Source organism: Streptomyces roseus, assembly GCF_001044425.1.
Classification (GTDB): Bacteria; Actinomycetota; Actinomycetes; order Streptomycetales; family Streptomycetaceae; genus Streptomyces; species Streptomyces roseus.
Genome location: NZ_LFML01000016.1, coordinates 132,628 through 152,056 on the forward strand (window position 1 = coordinate 132,628; position 19,429 = coordinate 152,056).

Genomic DNA, 19,429 nt, shown 5'->3' on the forward strand with positions numbered 1-19,429 from the left:
TGACCGGAATCCGCGACACGACGCGCGGCCGCCGGAAGCAGACCCGGAGCATGTTGATATCCGTCGGAACACGTTCGAAGCTGCTGTGCCCCGTGATGCCCCGTCCGGACCGCCGACGCGAGCGCCCCGCCCCGCCGGTTCGGCGGCGGCGGGGCGGGGCGGCGGGGGCGGGGGCGAGGGACTCAGAGGCGGCAGGCGTGGATCGCCGTGGTGAGGATCGCGCGGGCGCCCAGGGCGTAGAGGTCGTCCATGATCTGCTGGGCCTCCTTGGCCGGGACCATCGCCCGGACCGCCACCCAGCCCTCGTTGTGCAGCGGGGAGACGGTGGGCGCTTCGAGCCCGGGGGTGAGGGCGACCGCGGCCTCCAGGTGCTCGGCGCGGCAGTCGTAGTCCATCATCACGTAGGAGCCGGCCACCAGGACGCCCTGGAGGCGCCGCAGGAACGGCCGGGCCCTCGGATCGTCCGTGCCCGGGCGCCGGACGAGGATGGCCTCCGATTCCATGATGGGCTCGCCGACCACTTCGAGACCGGCGTTGCGCAGCGAGGTCCCGGTCTCCACCACGTCGGCCACGACCTGGGCCACGCCCAGCTCGACGGCGGTCTCCACGGCGCCGTCGAGGTGGACGACCGTGGCCTGGATACCGCTGTTCGCCAGGTGCTTGGCCACGATGTTCTCGTACGAGGTGGCGATCGTCATGCCGTCGAAGTCGGCCGCGCCCCGTGCCGAGCCGGGCTTGACCGCGTAGCGGAACGTCGAGCGGGCGAAGCCCAGCGCCAGGACCTCCTCGGCGTTGGCGCCCGACTCCAGCAGCAGGTCGCGGCCGGTGATGCCGAGGTCGAGCCGCCCCGCGCTGACGTACACCGCGATGTCGCGGGGGCGCAGGTAGAAGAACTCGACCTGGTTTCCCGGGTCGACCGTGACGAGCTCCTTGGCCTCCTTGCGCTGCCTGTAGCCGGCCTCCTTCAGCATCGCCGAGGCGCGCTCCGACAGTGAGCCTTTGTTGGGAACCGCGATCCTGAGCACCGTCAAAGCTCCTTGTACGAGGACGACGAGGGTGGGGTGTGCGAGGGTGCGGGGTAGGGCTCGAACGTCAGGACTCCGGCCGCCTCCGCGCCGCTGGAGGCGTTGATCGCCGAGGCGGACCTCGGCGGGGCCTGGCGCAGGAAGGTCCCGGCGAAGCGACCGCCGAAGACCAGGGGGGCCAGGACCACCTCGCGCCCGGCCGGCTCGGCTCCGGGCACGTCGACGACGGCGGGGCGCAGCCGGCGCTGGAGGACGTACGTCTCGGCCGGGTCGGCGAGGCGTTCCGCCAGCAGGGCCCGCCACTGCCCGTCGTCGTGGGTGAATCCGAAGGCCAGGTCCTTGCCCCCGTAGGCCGACGCCGGCTTGCAGATGAGCGCCTCGCGTTCCGCGAGCGCGCGGTCGAGGGTGTCCGCCCGCAGCCGGAAGGTCTTGGGGACGTGCGCCCGCGCCAGAATCCGCTCCTCCTCGCTCAGGAGGTGGTCGAACTCCGGCTCGGTCAGCAGGGCCAGGTTGCCCTTGTTGTCGTGCAGGGCCGTCGCCGGGGCGCCGATGAAGTCGAGCTTCTCGGCAATGTCGAGCTCCATCAGCCTGCGGGTGAGGGCGGGCGGGACGTGCTTCTTCGTCTCGTGCCAGGTGTACATGGTGACGACCACGTCGACGCGTCTGCCGTCGAAGGAGGCGCCGTCCTCGTCGAGTTCGAGGTCGGTGACGAGGCCGCAGCTGATCTCGTAGCCGCCCGACCGGATCATGTCCACGAAGAAGCGCCGGCCCGAGTCGGAGTCCGCGGGGTTCGCGATCGCCTCGAACACGTGGAGCGGCCGCTCCGTCTCGTGCTCGCGCAGGAGGCCGACGAACATGTCCAGCCAGACGTGCGTGGTGGCCGGCGCCCCCGGGGTGAGGCCGCGCGCCGCGAGGAAGCGGGCGAAGTCCGAGTCGAGGGCGGCTTCGGCGTACGGGGCGATCGTGCTCATGCCGCCCATGGGTGTGGAGACGTTGAGTTCGACGAGCTGGAGTCCGTCGTCGGTCACCACGAGGTCGGGCCGCATGACGGCCGTGGCCGCGCGGCCCGTCCGCGGGTGGCGCAGGGCGCTGATCATCAGCTCGGCGTCCTCGGCGGGGACGCCGAGGTAGCCGGCCCAGGCCTCCAGGTCCTCGCCGAAGACGCGGCGGGGGAAGTCCGAGACGAGTTCGGCCAGGCGCAGGCCGAGCTCGGTGACCTCGTCGGCGGCGGCCCCGCGCAGGACGACGGGCGGGTACGCGTGGATCCAGCCGGGGCGGTGCAGCCGCTTCTGGAACCGTTCGTTGTCCGCTTCGGCGGCGCCGGTGGCGGCGAACTCCGTCCAGGCCGCGGTGGCCCGGGGGTCGAGCGCGGACCAGTTGCTCACGAGATCTTCCCGGCGGCGCGCAGGGCGGCGAGCACGGCGTTGACGGTCTCGGAGGACTGGTCGACGCCGGTGGCCCGGAAGGAGTAGTTGAGCCCGCCCGGGTTCACCAGGTTGAACTCCATGATGTACGGGTACGCCATGTCGATGCCGGAGTAGAAGATGCCGAGGTCCATCATGCGCTTGCCGAGGGAGCGTACGAACTCGTCCTCCTCCGGGGTCAGGGTCAGGCCCTCGAACTTGGTGCCGAGCGTGACGTTGGCGCGGTCGTCGTTGTCGAAGTGGAAGCGGCGGAACCCGCAGACCGGGACGTCGCCGGCGATGATCACGCGCTTCTCGTTGCTGCGGACGTTGGGGATGTACTCCTGCACGGCCGTGTACCGCTTGGAGAGCCCGATGATGTTGCGGCTGTACATCTCGTAGCGCGGCACGGCGTTGCCGGTGGCGGCCTGGAGCAGGGCGGGGCGGTTGCGCTCGTTCTTGTTGACGAAGTACACGCCCGCGCCGCAGCCCTCGTTGGTCGGCTTGAGCACCCAGGTGCGGTTCTCGTCGGACTCGACCAGCTCGGTGAGGTACTCGAAGTCGTTCGAGACGTACGAGGCGGGCAGGTGCTCCGCGGGGACCGCCGCCCCCAGGGTGATCTTGGAGTTGAGGTAGAAGAGGGCGGAGGCGTCGTTGACGAAGGGGACGCGCTGGTTGAGCAGCCAGAGCAGCTGGAAGGAGTCGGCCAGCGCCTCGGGGTGGGTGCCGGTGAGGACCCAGACGAGGTCGAAGTCCTCGGCGCTGGCGTAGGACTCGCTCAGCGCCGGGAAGTCGTGGCCGGTCAGGTACTCCTCGCTGAGCCGCACCCGGTCGACGACCACGGTGTTGTCGTGCAGGCAGAGGGTGTCGATGTCGCCGATGTGGACGTCGTGCCCCTCCCGGTGGAGCGCACTCGGAATGATCGAGTGGTTGTCGAGGCGGAACTTCGCCGCCTCGGAGACGAGGACCAGGATCTTGTACGACATGGGAAGTGCCTTTCGGGCGCTGACGTGTTGGGGGGCGGACAGGTACGGGGGCGGGGCGGGTACGGCGGCAGAGCGGGTACGGGCGGGGCAGAGCGGGTACGGGCGGGCTCAGCGGCCGGCGGTGAGGGTGCGCACGGCGAGGGCGAGGCGGCTCTCCAGTTCTTCGCGGTCCGCGCCGTGGGCGACCACGAAGCCGTGCCGGTCCCCGGACCGGTGTACCTCCGGGGGTAGTTGGCCGGCGGGTACGGCGATGGCGACCTCGGTGACCCCGGGCAGGGCGGCGACCGCCGCGATCTCCGCGTCGGTGACGGTGAGCGGCACCGTACGGTCGAAGCCGACGTAGCGGATCCCGGCGACGCGGTGGCGGGTGGGGGCGTTCGGGACGGGCAGGCCGAGCAGGTCCGCCATGGCCTGTTCGAAGACGTCCTCGCCGAGCGCCAGGTCGAGCATGTCGCTGAGGCGGTCGCCCCCGGGACGGCCGTGCGATTCGATGAGGCGGGGCCCCTTGGCCGTGAGCATGACCTCGGTGTGCGAGGGGCCCGACCGGTAGCCCGCCGCGTCCAGGGTCGCGGTGACCAGGGCGGCGACGGCCGCCTCGTCCTGCGGGTCGAGCCGTACGGGCAGGGTGTGGCCGGTCTCGACGAATCCGGGGGCGCCGGTGGTCGCCTTCTCCGTGATCGCGAGGATCCGGTGGCCCGCGCGGGAGCTCGTCGCCTCCACGCTGTACTCGGTCCCCACGAGGAACTCCTCGACGATGTGCGGGGAGGTGAAGTCCAGGGTGGCGAGGTGGCTTTCGAGCTCGTCCGGCCCCGCGAGGCGGCGCACCCCGGCGCTGCCGGTGCCGCCGGCGGGCTTCACGATGCAGGGGTAGCCGATGCTTTCGACGGCCGGACGGATGCCGCTCTTCTCCGTGCACAGCACGTACGCGACGGGCGCGCCGGCCCGGTCGCCGACCACCGAGCGCAGCTTCGCCTTGTCCGTGAACGCCTCCATGGCTTCGGGCGGGTTGCCGGGCCAGCCGAGGCGCCGGTTGACCAGCGCGGCGACGCGGCAGCCGAGTTCGCCGAAGCCGAAGCAGCTGACGGGGGCGGGCAGGTCCAGGGCGCGCAGCCGCTCGATCAGGTCCTCGGGGTCGGTGGTCCACGGGGAGTGGAAGGCCACCCCGCCCCCGTCCTCGGGCAGCGGCCTGCCGGGTTCGGGGACGGTCACGGTGGCGATCCCCAGCTTCCCGGCCGCGGCCAGGACGTGGCTGCGGGGGTTGAGCAGCACGGCGGTCGGCTGTGTGTCAGACATGGCGCGTACGCACTTTCGGTAGGAGGAGACAGATCGCCGCGGCGGCGAGGGAGGAAGCGACGAGCAGCAGCCACACCTCGCTGCCGTCCCGCGCGCTCTGCAGCAGGTAGCCGCCGGCGCTGGAGCCGAAGAGGCTGCCCAGGGCTCCGGCCGCGCTCATCGTGCCGAGCGCGAGTCCGGTGCGGCGGGTGGCGGCGGCGCTGACGGCCTGTTCGTCGAGGCTGGGGCCGATCAGCATTTCCGCCAGCGTGACCGGCACCACGAAGGCGAGGAGCGAGTACCACCCGGCCAGCGGTATCAGCGTGGCGTAGGCGCAGGCGAAGGCGAGGAAGCCGAGGACCAGCAGGGTGCGGGCGGTGGCGCGGCGGAACACGTGGCGCAGCAGGGTGTACTGGAACAGCACGACGAGCAGCCCGTTGGCCGTGAAGACCACCGAGATCGCGGCGGTGCTGCCGGTCATCGCGTTCGCGGTGATCGGCAGCAGGACGTTGAGCTGGCTGTAGATCGCCCAGTACGCGACCCCGAGCCCGCACAGGGGCAGCCATTGGCGCAGGGTCCACGGCGCGGCGGGGGCGCCGCCCGCCGCCGGGGCGGCGGCCCGTCCCGCGGCGGCCCGTGACCGGGAGGCCGTCACGGACCGTCGCAGGACCAGGCAGGTGCCGAGGACGAGGTGGGAGAGCACGCAGGCCGCCAGGATCCAGCCGAACCCCAGCGGGTACACCGCCGCGCCCAGCGCGGGACCGGCCACGACGCCGACGTTCACGAACGTCGAGCGCAGCGCGAGCATCGTGCGCGGGTCGGCGCCCTCCTGCGAGACGAGCAGCGTCTTGGTCGACAGGCCCAGCAGCGAGCCGCCGATCCCGACGGCCACGATCCCGGCCACGAGCGGCGCCGCGGCACCGGCGCCGCCGAGCCCGAGCAGTACGTAGCCGAGGACGCGCAGGAGGAAGCCGGCGGCCATCACCCGGTGGGCGCCGAACCGGTCGACCAGCAGCCCGGTCAGGAGCGAGAACGCCTGGCCGGAGAAGGCGAGCAGACCGACGAGGAAGCCGGTGCGGCCCGCCGGTATGCCCTGCGCCGTCAGCTCTATCGCCAGCAGCGGCAGGAACATGAAGGTGGTCAGGCCGGTGAAGAGCACCGCGATCAGCAGGAGGCGCGCGGTGGGGGACGCCTCTCGCCAGGCGTTCACGGCGCGGGGTGCCGGGCGGGTTCGTCGGCCTCGATCAGGTTGTCCAGGATCCATGCCTCGGTCTGGAGCAGGCGCTGCTCCACCTCGGCGGTGTCGGCTCCGCGGACGAGGGCGAAACAGAGGTTGGAGGTGCTGTTCTGCGCCACGGCGCCGGGTGCGAGCTGCTCGTTGACCTGGTAGTGCTCGACCCAGTCGAAGGGCAGGCTCTGCGGGGCGCGCACGGGGCGGCCCTGGGGGACGATGCCGATGGAGCCGTGCAATCGGGCCGGCGGGGTGCTGGGCGCGGGGTCCACGGGCAGGCCGCAGGAGAGCCGGAGCCAGGTGGTGTGCAGGTCCAGGCCGTAGGTGAGGCGGGTGAGGGCGGGGATGCGGGAGCCTCCGACGCGCGAGGCGATCTCGCAGAGCACGAACTCGTCCTCGGGCGTGCGGAACACCTCCAGGTGGTAGGCGCCGACCTCCGGGGTGTCGAAGGCGTCCAGGACCCGGTCGAGGAACTCCTCCAGCCGCCGGGAGAGTTTGCCGGCCGGATCGAGCTGGAGGGAGCCGTTGTTCTGGCCGGAGAGGACGCCGAGGCAGTCGCGCAGGTACCGGGAGGAGGCCACGAACCGGTAGCCGGGCGCCAGGATCGCGTCGACGTGGTAGATCTCGCCGTCCACGAAGTCCTCGACCATGAGGTCCTCGCGCCAGTGGCGGCGGCTGAAGGCCATCAGGTCGTCCTCGTCGCGCAGGACGACGATGTCGCGCGAGCCGCCCTGGCTCACCGGCTTGACGACGACCGGGTAGTCGTTGTCGGCGATGAACCGGGTGAGGTCCACGATCGTCGCCAGCCGGGCGTAGCGCGGGGTGGCCACCGTGCGTCCCGCGGTCTGCTTCATGACGACCTTGTCGCGGAACTGGCGTGCACTGCGCGCCGACTGGCCGGGAATGCCCAGGTCCTCGCGGATGCGGGCGGCCCGTTCGAGGTCGTACTCGTTGTCGGTGATGATGTGGCTGAAGCGCCGGGTCCGTGCCAGCTGCCGGATGCGCAGCTCGGCGTACGGGACGAACTCGCAGTCCTCGACGTGCTCGTAGGAGCCGAGCCCGGCGGTGTGCGCGAGGGGGTTGTGGCTGAAGACGTGGAGCCCGTTCGCCAGCTCGTGGAGCATGGCCGGATAGTGGTGCTGGGCGCCATAATTGATGATGGCGACATCGGTCATGGTGCGGCCTCGGATTCTTTTACGGGGGAATTCGGCGATCCAGGTCGGCCGTGCGGGCGATTCAGCCCTGCAGGGCGAGCACCGGCAGGTCGTCCTGGACGCTGTACGGTCTTCTGCCCCAGTTCATCGTGCACCAGGGACCGGTCATCTCCTCCAGTGCGGAAATGACCACGGGCCGGTACTCCGGGTCCTCGACGAGCGGTCCGTCGGGCGGGAACACCTGCTTGACGTAGCGGTGTCCGGGGTCGGCGGCCATGAAGACGACGGGACCGCCGCCGGGCTCGGTCGAGCGGATGTACCGGGCGGCCTGCCAGCCGGCTCCGGCGGAGAGCCCGGCGAAGACGCCCGTGGTGGAGAGCAGGTGGCGGCAGCCCGCGGCCGACACGTCGAAGTCGACCCAGTGGATGTCGTCGTAGGCGCTGTAGTCGATGTTGTCGAAGCGGATGCCGCTGCCGATCCCGGCGATGATGAACCCGTCGAGCGGGAAGTTCTCGGAGCCGAAGGAACGGCTGCCGAACGGCTGGATCCCGGCCACCCGGACGTTGGGGCACGACGCCCGCAGGAAGCGGCTCATCGCGCTGGTCGAGGCACCGGTGCCGACGCCGCCGACCAGGGTCATCTCGGCCCAGCCGAGCTCCTTGAGGAGCAGCTCCGCGACGTGCTCGTAGCCGGCGTAGTGCACGTCGTCGTGGTACTGCTGCATCCAGTAGGCGTCCGGATTGCGCCGGAGGTAGTCGTGGACGAGCCGGACGCGGGCCTCCTGGTCGTGCTGGAGGTTGGCCCCGCCGCCGGCGACCTGGTCGTAGGTGGCACCGAGGTACTTGAGCTGCGTCTTGATCCCGTCGTCGACCGCGACGGACGCGAAGACGTGGCACTTCAGTCCCAGTTCCCGGCAGACCAGGGCGAGTGCGTGGCCGTAGATGCCGCTGGAGCTGTCCACGAGGGTCTGTCCGGGCCGGATCACCCCGCGCGCCAGCAGCTCCTTGACCGCCCGGTACACCGAGGTCACCTTCATGACCTCGAACCGGAGGACGTATATGCCGTCGCCGAGATCTATCAGATCCGGTTGTGCCATTTTCTCCGTGAATGACGAGAACACCGAACTCCCTGCCTCCTTCCTCTTTTCGCTGTGGGCCTGGTGATGCCCAGCAAAAATGAGACCGGTGGCTACCGGATCGATCCCGGATCATTCCCGGTGACCGGGAACGAAACGGGAACGGATCATGGCTGAATCGGAGCACCCCAGCCGCCGCCCGGCCGTCCCGCCGCCCCAGAGGAGAGCTCCCGTGACACCCGAAGCCGCTCCGGACGATCCGCGCACCGAGCGCGCGGACGTGGCGGGGGCCCACCGGATCGTGGTCAAGATCGGCTCGTCCTCGCTGACCTCGGCCTCCGGACGGCTCGATCCGGCCCGGCCGGCGGCCCTCGTCGAGGTCCTGGCCGGGCTGCACCGGCAGGGCAAGAGCGTCGTCCTGGTCTCGTCCGGCGCCGTCGCGGCGGGACTCGCCCCACTGGGCCTGACCGCGCGGCCCACCGAACTGTCCGAGCAGCAGGCAGCGGCCAGCGTCGGCCAGGGGCTGCTCATGGGCACGTACGGTGCGGAGTTCGGCCGCTACGGCATCCAGGTGGGGCAGGTCCTCCTCACGGCGGGGGACATCACCCGCCGCGACCACTACCACAACGCCCGGCGCACCCTGAAGAAGCTCATGCTCCTGGGGATCGTTCCGGTCGTCAACGAGAACGACGTCGTCGCCACGCACGAGGTCCGCTTCGGGGACAACGACCGGCTGGCGGCGCTGGTCGCGGAGCTGATCGGAGCCGACCTGCTCGTCCTGCTCTCCGATGTGGAGGCGCTGTACGACGGGGATCCGCTGGCCCCCGCGGCCCGGCCGATCGCCGAGGTCCGCGGCCCCGCCGACCTCGCCGGGATCCGTACGGGCACCCCCGGACGCTCCGGAGTCGGTACGGGAGGCATGGCGGCCAAGGTCCAGGCGGCGATGACCGCCGCGAGCGCCGGGATCCCCGTGGTGCTGGCCGCCGCCGGGCAGGCCGCACGGGCCCTGGCGGGCGCGGGGACCGGCACGTACTTCCACGCCGCCCCGCAGCGGCCCGCCGAGCAGCTGTTCTGGCTCGCCCACGCCACGGCGCCGCAGGGCCGGATCGTCCTGGACGCCGATGCGGTGCGGGAGGTGCGGGAGCACGGCGGTCCGGTGGTGTGGAGCGGAGTCACCGCCGTCGAGGGGCAGTTCACCGCGGGTGACCCGGTGGACCTCGCCGACGGCGCGGGCCGGCCCGTGGCGCGCGGCCTCGCCCGGCTGGCGTCCGGCGATCTGATCCGGCTGCTCGCCGGGTTCCCCGTACCGCAGGACGGGCCCGCGGCACTGGCGTATCCCGAGGTCGTCGGCGCGCAGGACGTGGCCCTGTTCGCGCCGCACGCGTACGCGGGGACGGGTACGGGGTGAACCGGGCCTGCCGGCCCCTTCTTCTCTTGTCACTTCCACCACGAGGGAGCAAGTCATGACCTGCAAGGTCGCCGTGCTCGGCGCGGGCAAGATGGGTGAGGCACTCCTGGGGGGTCTGGTGCGCTCCGGCCGGCCGGCCCCGGCGCTCGGCGTCACCTGCCGGCGCAAGGCGCGGGCGGCCGAGATCGAGGCGCGCCACGGGGTGGCTCCGATGGGCAACGCCGAGGCCGCCGCCTGGGCCGATGTGCTGGTCCTGGCCGTAAAGCCGCAGGACATGGGCGCGCTGCTGGCGGAGATCGCTCCCGCGATCGCCCCCGGGACCCTGCTGATCAGCGTGGCGGCCGGGCTCACCACGGCCTTCTTCGAGGAGCGGGTCCCGGCCGGTGTCGCGGTGGTGCGGGCGATGCCGAACACGGCGGTGCTGGTCGACGAGGGCATGACCGTGCTCTCCGGCGGCAGCCACGCCTCGCAGCAGCAGGTGGAGCAGGCCGCGGAGCTGTTCCGCGGCGTCGGCCACACCCTCACCGTGCCGGAGTCCCAGCAGGACGCCGCGACCGCCCTGTCGGGGTCGGGACCGGCCTACTTCTACTTCCTCGTCGAGGCGATGACCGACGCGGGCGTCCTGCTGGGGCTGCCGAGGGACAAGGCGCACGAGCTCGCCGTCCGCAGCTCCGTGGGCGCCTCCGTCATGCTGCGCGACTGCGGTACGCATCCGGTCGAGCTGCGCGCGGCGGTCACCTCGCCGGCGGGGACCACCATCAGCGCGGTGCGGGAGCTGGAGCGGCACGGCGTACGGGCCGCCCTGATGGCGGCCCTGGAGGCCGCCCGCGACCGCAGCGGCGAGCTGGCGACCTCGTACGCGTGACCGCGGGCGGGCCCGTACGCGGGCCCGCCCGCGCGGGCCGGTCCGGTCTCAGGACGGGAGCCAGGTCCGCCAGGTGGCCTCGTTCTCCTTCACCCAGCGGGCGGCCGCCTCCTGCGGGGCCAGCTTCTCCTCCGCGATCATCAGGGAGACGTCGTTCTGCATGTCGGTCGTCCAGCGGAACTTCTTCAGGAAGGCGGCGGCGTCGCCCCCGCCGTCCGCGAAGCGGACGTTGAGGAACTTGCGCAGCGGCGTGTGCGGATACGCGCAGGCCACCTTCTCCGTGTCGGCGTCGCAGCCCTCCTGGTGCTCGGGCAGCTTCACCTCCGTCATCGGGACCTTCTCGAACAGCCACTGGGGCTTGTACCAGTAGCTCAGGAACGGCTTCTTCTCCTTGGCGAACTGCTTGATCTGCGTGATCTGCGCCGCCTCGGAGCCCGCGAAGACCACCTGGTAGTCCAGGCCCAGGTTCTTCACGAGCGCCTTGTCGTTCGTCACGTAGGAGGGGGAGCCGTCCATCAGCTGGCCCTTGCCGCCGCTCTCCGCCGTACGGAAGTCGTTCGCGTACTTGTTCAGGTTCTTCCAGTCGGTGACGTCCGGGTGCGCCTCGGCGAAGTACGTCGGCACGAACCAGCCGATGTGGCCGGTCACCCCGAGCTCGCCGCCCGGCTTGATCGTCGCCTTGTCGTCGACGTACCGCTTCTCCTGGTCGGGGTGGCCCCAGTCCTCCAGGATGGCGTCGACCCGGCCCTGGCTGAGCGCGTCCCAGGCGGGCACCTCGTCGATCTGGACGGTGTCCACCCGGTAGCCGAGCTCGTGCTCCAGCAGGTACTGGGCGACGGCCACGTTGGCCTGCGCGCCCACCCACGACTGCACGGACAGGGTCACCGTGCGGGAGCCCTTCGCGTCGGCGTACGGGGAGGCCTGGCGGGTCATGTCGGCGGCGCCGCAGCCCGTGAGGGCCGTCGCCGTGACGGCGGCCGCCGCCGCGAGTGCGGCGAGACGTGTGCGAGCCATGTCAGGCCCCCTTTCCGGCGGGGTCGCGGCGTTGCGTGGGCTGGGTGACGCGGTCGAGCATCAGGCCGAGGCAGACGATCGCGGCGCCCGCGACCAGACCGGTCGCCAGGTCGCCCTGGGCGAGGCCGAAGACCGCGTCGTAGCCGAGCGCACCGCCGCCCACGAGGCCGCCGATGACGACCACGGCGAGGACCAGCACCACGCCCTGGTTGACGGCCAGCAGCAGCGCGGGCCGGGCCAGCGGAAGCTGGACCTGGAGCAGTTGCTGGCGTCCGGTCGCGCCCAGCGAGCGCGAGGACTCCAGGGCGGCGGGATCCACCGCGCGCACGCCCTGGGCGGTGATCCGCACCACCGCGGGCAGCGCGTAGACCACGGCGGCCGCGACCGCCGGGGCGCGGCCCACGCCGAACAGGGCGACCACGGGGATGAGGTAGACGAACTGCGGCATGGTCTGGAAGACGTCGAGGACCGGGCGCAGGGCGCGTCCCAGGCGGGTGCTGCGGGCGGCGGCGACACCGAGCGCGAAGCCGAGCAGCAGGGTCACGGCGACGGCGGCCAGTACCTGGGAGAGCGTGTCGAGGGCCGGGCCCCAGACGCCGAGCACGCCGATGGCGGCCATGGCGAGGACGGCCGTCGCGGCGGTGCGCCAGGTGCCGATGAGCAGGGCGAGGGCGCCCACGGTCAGCAGGACCGCCCACCAGGGCAGCCACTGGAGTCCGTCGCGCAGGGGGTTGAGGACCCATGCGGTGAACCGCGCGGCCCAGTCGGCGGTGCCGCCGACGACGGGCACGCCGGAGTAGAGGTGGGCGGTCATCCAGTCGACCGCGCGGTTGACGGGTTCGGCGGTGTCCACCGTCCACCCGTCGGGCCACGAAAGCCGGTCGGCGAGGCGTCCCGCGATGGCGACGGCGGCGGTCACCGCGAGCGCGAGGGTCCAGCCGAGCCGGGACCGGGCGGCCGGTGCCGCACCGAGCCGCTCCCCTGCGGCGGCGGTGACCCGGTCCAGGACGATGGCCAGCAGCACGATCGGTACACCGGCGGCGAGCGCGGCGCCGACGTCGACGGAGGCCAGCGCCTGGTAGACGCGGTCGCCGAGGCCGCCCGCGCCGATGACGGACGCGATCACGGCCATGCCCAGCGCCATCATGATCGTCTGGTTCAGGCCGAGCAGCAGTTCCTTGCGGGCCAGGGGCAGCCGGGCCGTCAGCAGCCGCTGGCGGCCGGTGGCGCCGAGGGAGGTGGCGGCCTCCACGACGCCGGCGTCGGCGCCGCGCAGTCCCAGGGCGGTCAGGCGCGCCATCGGCGGAGCGGCGTAGACGACGGTCGCGAGGACGGCGGCGGGCACGCCGATGCCGAAGACCAGCACGACGGGCAGGAGGTACGCGAAGGCCGGCAGCACCTGCATGGTGTCCAGGACCGGCCGCAGGACGCGGTGCATACGGTCCGACAGGCCCGCGGCCAGCCCGAGGAGGCCTCCGACGAGCACGGACGCGGCGACGGCGACCACCATCAGGGCGAGCGTCTGCATGGTGGGCACCCACATGCCCAGCACAGCGCACACGGCGAACGCGGCGACGGAGGTCAGGGCCAGGCGGGCGCCCGCGAGGCGCCAGGCCACCAGCCCGGCGGCGGCGGTGACGCCGGCCCAGCCGAGAGCGAGCAGCAGCAGGTACACCGCGCGGACGGACACGACCACCGCGTTGCTGACGTGGCCGAGGAAGTAGAGGAAGAGCGGGTGGCCGTCACGGTTGTCGACGATCCAGTCGCCGACGCGCTCCAGCGGTCCGGACAGGTCGACGCCGAGGGCGGCCGGCCAGCTGCCGCCGCCCAGGAGCACGGATCCGAGGACGAGGCCGAGGACCACGCCCGCGCCGATCAGCCGGCCGCGGTGGCGCGCGAGGGCGCGCGGCGTTCCGGGGCGTGCGTCGCCGGCGGTGCCGGAGCCCGGGGCGGCGGACGTGTCGGGGGTGGTGGCGGTGGCCGGGGCGGCGGACGTGTCGGGGGTGGTGGAGGAAGTGGCAGGGGTGGGGGTGGCGGTGGCGGTCATCGGCCCCACCGTCCCGCGGTGGCTGCGGTGACGTTCGCGCCGCCCGGCGGCGGCCAGGTGGTATGGGCGTACATCAGGCCACCGCCTTCCGGGTCGCGACCGGTACCCCGGCGACGACACCGAGGAGTCCGGCCTGGTCGACGACGCCGAGGCAGCGGCCGTCCTCGACGACCCGCGCGTTCTCGCCCGTACGGGCGACGGCCTCGATGGCCTCGTGGACGGTGGCCCCGGGGCCGAGCGCGGGACCGCTCTCGTGCTCGTCGCCGAGCGCGGGGCGCATCGCCGAGCGGACGGTCAGCACCTGCTCGCGCGGCACGTCCCGGACGAAGTCCCTGACGTAGTCGTCGGCGGGGGCGCCCACGATCTCCTCCGGCGTCCCGAGCTGCACGATCCGGCCGTCGCGCATCAGCGCGATCCGGTCGCCGAGCTTCAGGGCCTCGCTCAGGTCGTGCGTGATGAAGACCATCGTGCGCCCCTCCTCCCGGTGCAGGCGTACGACCTCCTCCTGCATGTCTCGCCGGATCAGCGGGTCCAGCGCGCTGAACGGCTCGTCGAACAGCAGGACTTCGGGGTCGACGGCGAGGGCGCGGGCGAGACCCACGCGCTGCTGCTGACCGCCGGACAACTGGCCCGGCCTGCGCTGCTCCATGCCGTCCAGGCCGACCTTGGCGGCGAACTCGGCGGCCCGCTCGCGGCGTTCACCGCGCCCGACGCCCTGGATCTCCAGTCCGTACGCGATGTTGTCGAGCACGGTGCGGTGCGGCAGCAGCCCGAAGTGCTGGAAGACCATCGACGCCCGGTGGCGGCGCAGCTCGCGCAGGCGGCCGCCGTCCATGGAGAGGACGTCCTCGCCGTCGATGGAGATCGTGCCCGAGGTCGGCTCGATGAGCCGGGTCAGGCAGCGGACGAGGGTGGACTTGCCCGAGCCCGACAGGCCCATGACGACGAAGACCTCGCCCTTCTTGACGTCGAAGGAGACGTCGCGGACGGCGGCCGTGCAGCCGGTGCGCTCGCGCAGCTCGGCGGCGCCGAGGGCCGCGAGCTCCGGGTCGGCGGGCACGAGGTCGGCCTTCGGGCCGAAGACCTTCCACAGGTCCCGTACGGAGAAGACGGACTGCGCGGGGGTGGTGGGGGTGTGCGGAGCGTTCATCGGGTGGTGCCTCCCAGCAGGTCGGCGCATTTCTCGCCGACCATGAGGACGCCGATCATCGGGTTCACGGCGGTCATGGTGGGGAAAACGGACGCGTCGGCGATCCGGATGCCGTCGAGGCCCCGGATCCGCAGGTCGGGTGCGACGACGGCGAGTTCGTCGTCGGCGGCGCCCATCTTGCAGGTGCCGGCGGGGTGGTAGACGGTATGCGCGACGTGGCGCGCGTACGCGCTGAGCTCCTCGTCGGAGGTCACCTCGGGCCCGGGGCACACCTCGCGCTTCAGCCATCCGGCCAGCGGCTCGCTCTGGGCTATCTTCCGGGCGATGCGGATGCCGTCGACGAGGGTCCTGCCGTCGTAGTCGTCCTCGTCGGTGAAGTACCGGAAGTCGAGTGCGGGCTTGTCCCGGGGGTCGGCGCTCGTCAGGTAGAGCCGGCCGCGGCTGCGCGGCTTGGGGATGTTCGGGGTCATCGACACGCCGTGCGCGGGCCGTTCGTAGCCCAGGCGCTCGGGGTTGTCGGTGAAGGGGATCTGGTAGAAGTGGAACATCAGGTCAGGCCCCTCGGAGGCCGGGTCCCGGCGGACGAACAGCCCGGCGTCGGAGTCCATCGCGGAGTTCTCCGGGATCGGTCCGTGCGTCTCCCAGACGATGACCGACTCGGGGTGGTCGAGCAGGTTCTCCCCCACGCCCGGCAGGTCGTGCACGACGGGGATGCCCAGCTTCTCCAGGTCGGCGCGCGGCCCGATGCCCGAGTGCAGCAGCAGGCGCGGGGTGTCCACGGCCCCGGCGCACACCAGGACCTCGCGCCGGGCGCGTACGACGTGCTCCTCGCCCTCCTTGGTGCGGACGTGCACGCCGGTGGCGCGGGTGCCCTCCAGCTCCAGCCGGAACGCCCAGGTCTCCAGGGCTATGTGCAGGTTCGGCCGGTCCAGGAACGGGTGCAGGTAGGCGACGGAGGCGGAGGAGCGCTTGTTGTTCTCCGGGTGGTAGGCCAGGTCGAAGAAGCCGGCGCCCTCGTGGAAGGGGCTCTTGTTGAAGCCCTCGACGCGCGGGACGCCGAGCGCGTGCTGCGCCGCGTCGACGAAGTCCCGGGCGATGGCGTTCCGGTCGGCCTGGTCCACGGGGACGATGTTGTTGCGCAGCCGGGCGAAGTACGGGTCCATGGCCGCCGCGTCCCATCCCTCGGCGCCCGCCTGTGCCCACTCGTCCCAGTCGGAGGGCAGCGGCTTGAAGGCGATGAGGGTGTTGTGCGAGGAACAGCCGCCCAGCACGCGCGCACGGCTGTGCCGGATGAACGAGTTGCCCCGGGGCTGCTCGGTGGTGGGGTAGTCGTAGTCCAGCTCACCGCCGAGCAGGCCCATCCAGCGGCGCAGGGTGAGGACGTCGTCGCGGCCGACGTCGCTGGGGCCGCCCTCGATGACGGCGACGCTGACGTCCGGGTCCTCGGTCAGCCGGGAGGCGATCACGGAGCCGGCGGTACCGCCGCCGACGACGACGTAGTCGTACAGGTACGGGTCGTTCATGCCTGGTCCTTCTGCGCCTCGCCCGCGAACCAACGCACGGGGCGCGGGGCGAGGTTCTGGTAGATGTGCTTGGCCTCGCGGTACTCGCCGAGGCCGCCGGGGCCCAGTTCGCGGCCGATGCCGGACTTTCCGAAGCCGCCCCACTCCGCCTGCGGCAGGTAGGGGTGGAAGTCGTTGATCCAGACGGTGCCGTGGCGCAGCGCGGCCGCGACCCGCCGGGCCCGGTCGCCGTCGGAGGTCCACACCGCACCGGCGAGGCCGAACTCGGTGTCGTTGGCGAGGGCGACGGCCTCCTCCTCGGTCCGGAAGGTCTCCACGGTGAGGACCGGGCCGAAGACCTCCTCGCGGACGACGCGCATGCCGCGGTGGCAGCGGTCCAGGACCGTGGGCCGGTAGAAATAGCCGGGACCGTCCGGCTTCTCGCCGCCCGCGCGCAGGACCGCGCCCTCGGCAAGGGCGGAGGCCACGTACTCCTCGGTGCGCGCCAGCTGGGCGGCGGAGACCAGCGGTCCGCACTCGACGCCCTCGTCGGTGCCGCGCCCCAGCCGGATCAGCTGGGCCCGGCGGGCGAGCTCGGCGACGAACCGGTCGCGCAGGGGCTCCTCGACGATGAGGCGGGACCCGGCGGAGCAGACCTGGCCGCTGTGGATGAAGGCGGCGTTGAGTGCCTGGTCGACGGCGGTGTCGAACGCCTCGGGCGTGGAACAGGCGTCGGCGAAGACGACGTTGGGGTTCTTGCCGCCCAGTTCGAGGGCGACCTTCTTCACGCTGTCGGCAGCCGCCTTCGCCACCTTGGTGCCGCTGACGAGACCGCCCGTGAACGAGATGAGGTCGACGTCGGGGTGTTCGGCGAGCCGGGCGCCGACCGTGCCGCCGGGGCCGGTGACGATGTTGGCTGCGCCGAGCGGCAGTCCGGCCTCCAGGAGCAGCTCGATCAGCGCGACGGTGGTCAGCGGGGTGATCTCGCTGGGCTTGATCACGAACGTGTTGCCGGCGGCGAGGGCGGGCGCGATCTTCCAGCTGGCCTGGAGCAGCGGGTAGTTCCACGGCGTGATCAAGGCGCAGACCCCGACCGGCTCGTGCACGACGACGCTGCGGATCTCGTCCGAACCGGCGTCGACGACGCGGCCGCCGCTCTCGCCGGCCACGAGGTCCGCGAAGTAGAGGAAGGCGTCGCGGACGCAGTCGACGTCGACGCGGCCCTCTTCCAGCGTCTTGCCCGCGTCCTGGCTCTCCAGGGCGCCGATCCGCTCGCGGTCGCGCTCCAGCAGGGCGGCGACGCGGCGCAGCAGGGCAGCCCGCTCGGCAACCGGTGTACGCGGCCAGGCACCGGCGTCGAACGCGGCACGCGCCGCGGCCACGGCTTCGTCGGTGTCCTGGACACCGCCCTCGGCCACGATCGCGAAGGCGGTCGCGTCGACGGGGTCGATGATCTCGCGCGTGGCACCGGAGAGGGCTGCGCGCCACTCTCCGCCCACATGGATGCTCTGTTGTGCTGCGGTCACGTTGCGTATTGCCTTTCGTCCTCTGGTCCCCCTTGCCGGTGGCACCGACACGAACAGCCCGGTTGCCCCGGCTCCCGAAATCCATGCGCAATGCATTGCGGAGAGTGTTCTTGTTCACGCTCAAAGGCGGTACAAACAGGTACATGTGACGCAGGCCGCTCGGAGGGAGGGCACAGAGGGTCCACGGCGGCGCGGAGTTCGGGCGCGTGCTCGCCGATCCTTCGGCGACGACGGGGCGGCGGGCGCCCGTTACGTGGGGGTGGGGTAGACCCGGGACTGCTTCACGCTGCCGAAGGCGAAGCTGGACTCGATCGAGGCGATGCCGGGAATGGCGTGGATCCGGTTGCGCACGAGGGATTCGTACGCCTCCAGGCTCTCGATGACCACGCGGAGCAGGTAGTCACTGCTTCCGGCCATCAGGTAGCAGTCCTGGATGTGCTCGATGAGCGCGACGTGCCCCTCGAAGACGCCGACCGCCTCCTTCGTGTGCCGGTCCAGGCGGATCCGTACGAACACCGTGATCGGCAGGCCGAAGGCGACCTGGTCGACCATGGCCGTGTAGCCGCGGATCAGACCGGCCTCCTCCAGCCGCCGCACCCGCCGCAGGCAGGGCGAGGGGGACAGCCGGACCCGGTCGGCGAGGTCCTGGTTGGAGAGCCGCCCGTCGGCCTGCAATTCGCGGATGATCTGGAGATCGACTGCGTCCATCACCGCTCCTCGGCTCTCGTCGGGCAGATCCTTGGCAGATCCTGCCTCAAACGTATGTCCGGGCGGCAGAACTGGCAATCGGCTGCCCCGGCAGAAGCCCTAGCGTTGCTCCTTGGCCGGATCCGGCCCCCGAGGCTGGAGGAGCCCCTTGGTCACCACGAACGCCGGACCCGCGACGGCACTGCCGCCCGCGGTCCGCCCACGGCTCTCGGCCCGGGCGAAGGGCACCGCGGCACTGGTCGTGACCGTGCTCATCTGGGCCGCCTTCGCGCTCAGCGCCCGGGCGCTCAGCTCCTCCTCCCTGCTTCCGGCCGACGCGGCCCTGCTGCGCTTCGGCGTCCCGCTGCTCGTCCTGGCTCCCGCGCTGTGGCGCCGGCGGCGGCGGATCGCCGCCGTCCGCCCGGCCACCGCGCTCAAGATCGCCTGCGGAGCCGGGGTGCCGTTCTTCCTGGCCGCGATGTACGGCGGCTCCCTGACCTCGGCGGCCTTCGTCGGCTCCATCGTCCCGGGAATGGTCCCGCTCTTCGTCTCCGCGCTGATGGCCGCCGCGGGCAAGGGCCTGCCCCGGGGCACGCAGGCGGTCGGACTGGCGCTGATCGCGGTCGGCGTGGTCGCCCTGGTCTGGCGCTTCGTCGTCCCGCTGAACGCGCAGGTGCTGGCCGGGGCCGGGATCCTGCTCGTCGCGAGCGGGCTGTGGGCCCTGTACACCGTCGGGCTGAAGGAAATGGACCTCGATCCGATCGGATCGATCGGCCTGCTGTGCCTGCCCTCGTTCACGGTGATGGCGCTCCTCGTCCTGACCGGCGTGCTGCCCACCGGTATGGCCTCGGCCGCGGGGAGCGACATCGCCCTGTTCCTGGTGGTGCAGGGACTGGGGGTCGGCCTGTGCGCCGGCCTGCTGTACGCGTACGCCATCCGCAGCCTCGGCGCCGAGCGCAGCTCCACCATGGGCAGCCTGAGCCCGGTCGCGGTGGTCCTGCTCGCCGTCCCCCTGCTGGGCGAGTCGCCGACGGCGGCCGTACTCGTCGGCGTCCCCCTGATCACCGCGGGCGTGGCCCTCGCC

16 protein-coding genes are annotated in these 19,429 nt (G+C 72.2%); 3 read left to right on the top strand and 13 right to left on the bottom strand.

The features are described from left to right. Positions 1 to 182 precede the first annotated feature (182 nt). From hisG to ACS04_RS04835, 7 genes are all read right to left on the bottom strand, one after another. On the bottom strand, positions 183 to 1,025 hold the full coding sequence (hisG, locus tag ACS04_RS04805; RefSeq protein ID WP_048475217.1) for an ATP phosphoribosyltransferase: 843 nt from the start codon (positions 1,023 to 1,025) through the stop codon (positions 183 to 185). Between the two features lie 2 nt (positions 1,026 to 1,027). After that, positions 1,028 to 2,410 carry a hypothetical protein gene (locus ACS04_RS04810; RefSeq protein ID WP_048475218.1) on the bottom strand — a complete coding sequence of 461 codons (1,383 nt, stop codon included), beginning with the start codon at positions 2,408 to 2,410 and terminating at the stop codon, positions 1,028 to 1,030. Next, positions 2,407 to 3,414, bottom strand: a complete 1,008-nt coding sequence (locus ACS04_RS04815; RefSeq protein WP_048475219.1) for an ATP-grasp domain-containing protein — start codon at positions 3,412 to 3,414, stop codon at positions 2,407 to 2,409. Before ACS04_RS04815 ends, ACS04_RS04810 begins: the two co-directional genes overlap by 4 nt. A gap of 108 nt (positions 3,415 to 3,522) precedes the next feature. Next, a complete protein-coding gene (locus tag ACS04_RS35210; RefSeq protein ID WP_053080694.1) occupies positions 3,523 to 4,707 on the bottom strand; it encodes an ATP-grasp domain-containing protein in 1,185 nt (394 codons plus the stop codon). After that, on the bottom strand, positions 4,700 to 5,896 hold the full coding sequence (locus ACS04_RS04825; RefSeq protein ID WP_048475220.1) for an MFS transporter: 1,197 nt from the start codon (positions 5,894 to 5,896) through the stop codon (positions 4,700 to 4,702). Before ACS04_RS04825 ends, ACS04_RS35210 begins: the two co-directional genes overlap by 8 nt. Further along, positions 5,893 to 7,092: an ATP-grasp domain-containing protein gene (locus ACS04_RS35215; RefSeq protein ID WP_053080695.1), complete on the bottom strand. Its 1,200-nt coding sequence runs from the start codon at positions 7,090 to 7,092 to the stop codon at positions 5,893 to 5,895. The genes ACS04_RS04825 and ACS04_RS35215 overlap by 4 nt, the downstream gene beginning before the upstream one ends. Before the next feature lie 61 nt (positions 7,093 to 7,153). Continuing rightward, positions 7,154 to 8,167, bottom strand: coding sequence for a pyridoxal-phosphate dependent enzyme (locus tag ACS04_RS04835; RefSeq protein ID WP_048475221.1), 1,014 nt, complete (start codon positions 8,165 to 8,167; stop codon positions 7,154 to 7,156). A gap of 259 nt (positions 8,168 to 8,426) precedes the next feature. Between ACS04_RS04835 and proB the strand changes: the two genes are divergently transcribed. Continuing rightward, entirely contained in the window at positions 8,427 to 9,554 is a 1,128-nt protein-coding gene (proB, locus tag ACS04_RS04840) for a glutamate 5-kinase (protein WP_048475251.1), read from the top strand. Between the two features lie 55 nt (positions 9,555 to 9,609). Beyond that, positions 9,610 to 10,419: a pyrroline-5-carboxylate reductase gene (gene proC, locus ACS04_RS04845; RefSeq protein WP_048475222.1), complete on the top strand. Its 810-nt coding sequence runs from the start codon at positions 9,610 to 9,612 to the stop codon at positions 10,417 to 10,419. Positions 10,420 to 10,467: 48 nt separating this feature from the next. Here the strand turns inward: proC and ACS04_RS04850 are convergent, their stop codons facing one another. From ACS04_RS04850 to ACS04_RS04875, 6 genes are all read right to left on the bottom strand, one after another. Next, the gene (locus tag ACS04_RS04850) at positions 10,468 to 11,433 is read right to left on the bottom strand and encodes an ABC transporter substrate-binding protein (RefSeq protein ID WP_048475223.1); all 966 of its coding nucleotides are present in this window, start codon (positions 11,431 to 11,433) and stop codon (positions 10,468 to 10,470) included. Position 11,434: 1 nt separating this feature from the next. Beyond that, positions 11,435 to 13,480, bottom strand: a complete 2,046-nt coding sequence (locus ACS04_RS04855; protein ID WP_048475224.1) for an ABC transporter permease subunit — start codon at positions 13,478 to 13,480, stop codon at positions 11,435 to 11,437. Between the two features lie 73 nt (positions 13,481 to 13,553). Further along, the gene (locus ACS04_RS04860; protein WP_048475225.1) at positions 13,554 to 14,630 is read right to left on the bottom strand and encodes a quaternary amine ABC transporter ATP-binding protein; all 1,077 of its coding nucleotides are present in this window, start codon (positions 14,628 to 14,630) and stop codon (positions 13,554 to 13,556) included. Beyond that, positions 14,627 to 16,153 (bottom strand): GMC family oxidoreductase, encoded by a 1,527-nt coding sequence (locus ACS04_RS04865; protein ID WP_048475226.1) that lies wholly within the window; start codon positions 16,151 to 16,153, stop codon positions 14,627 to 14,629. The genes ACS04_RS04860 and ACS04_RS04865 overlap by 4 nt, the downstream gene beginning before the upstream one ends. Further along, positions 16,150 to 17,658, bottom strand: coding sequence for an aldehyde dehydrogenase family protein (locus tag ACS04_RS04870; RefSeq protein ID WP_048475227.1), 1,509 nt, complete (start codon positions 17,656 to 17,658; stop codon positions 16,150 to 16,152). Before ACS04_RS04870 ends, ACS04_RS04865 begins: the two co-directional genes overlap by 4 nt. A gap of 249 nt (positions 17,659 to 17,907) precedes the next feature. Next, positions 17,908 to 18,366 carry an Lrp/AsnC family transcriptional regulator gene (locus tag ACS04_RS04875; RefSeq protein WP_048475228.1) on the bottom strand — a complete coding sequence of 153 codons (459 nt, stop codon included), beginning with the start codon at positions 18,364 to 18,366 and terminating at the stop codon, positions 17,908 to 17,910. Between the two features lie 148 nt (positions 18,367 to 18,514). On the opposite strand from ACS04_RS04875, the gene ACS04_RS04880 reads away from it, so the two are divergent. Continuing rightward, the coding region (locus ACS04_RS04880) for a DMT family transporter (RefSeq protein ID WP_078864417.1) at positions 18,515 to 19,429 on the top strand (915 nt) is incomplete at its 3' end.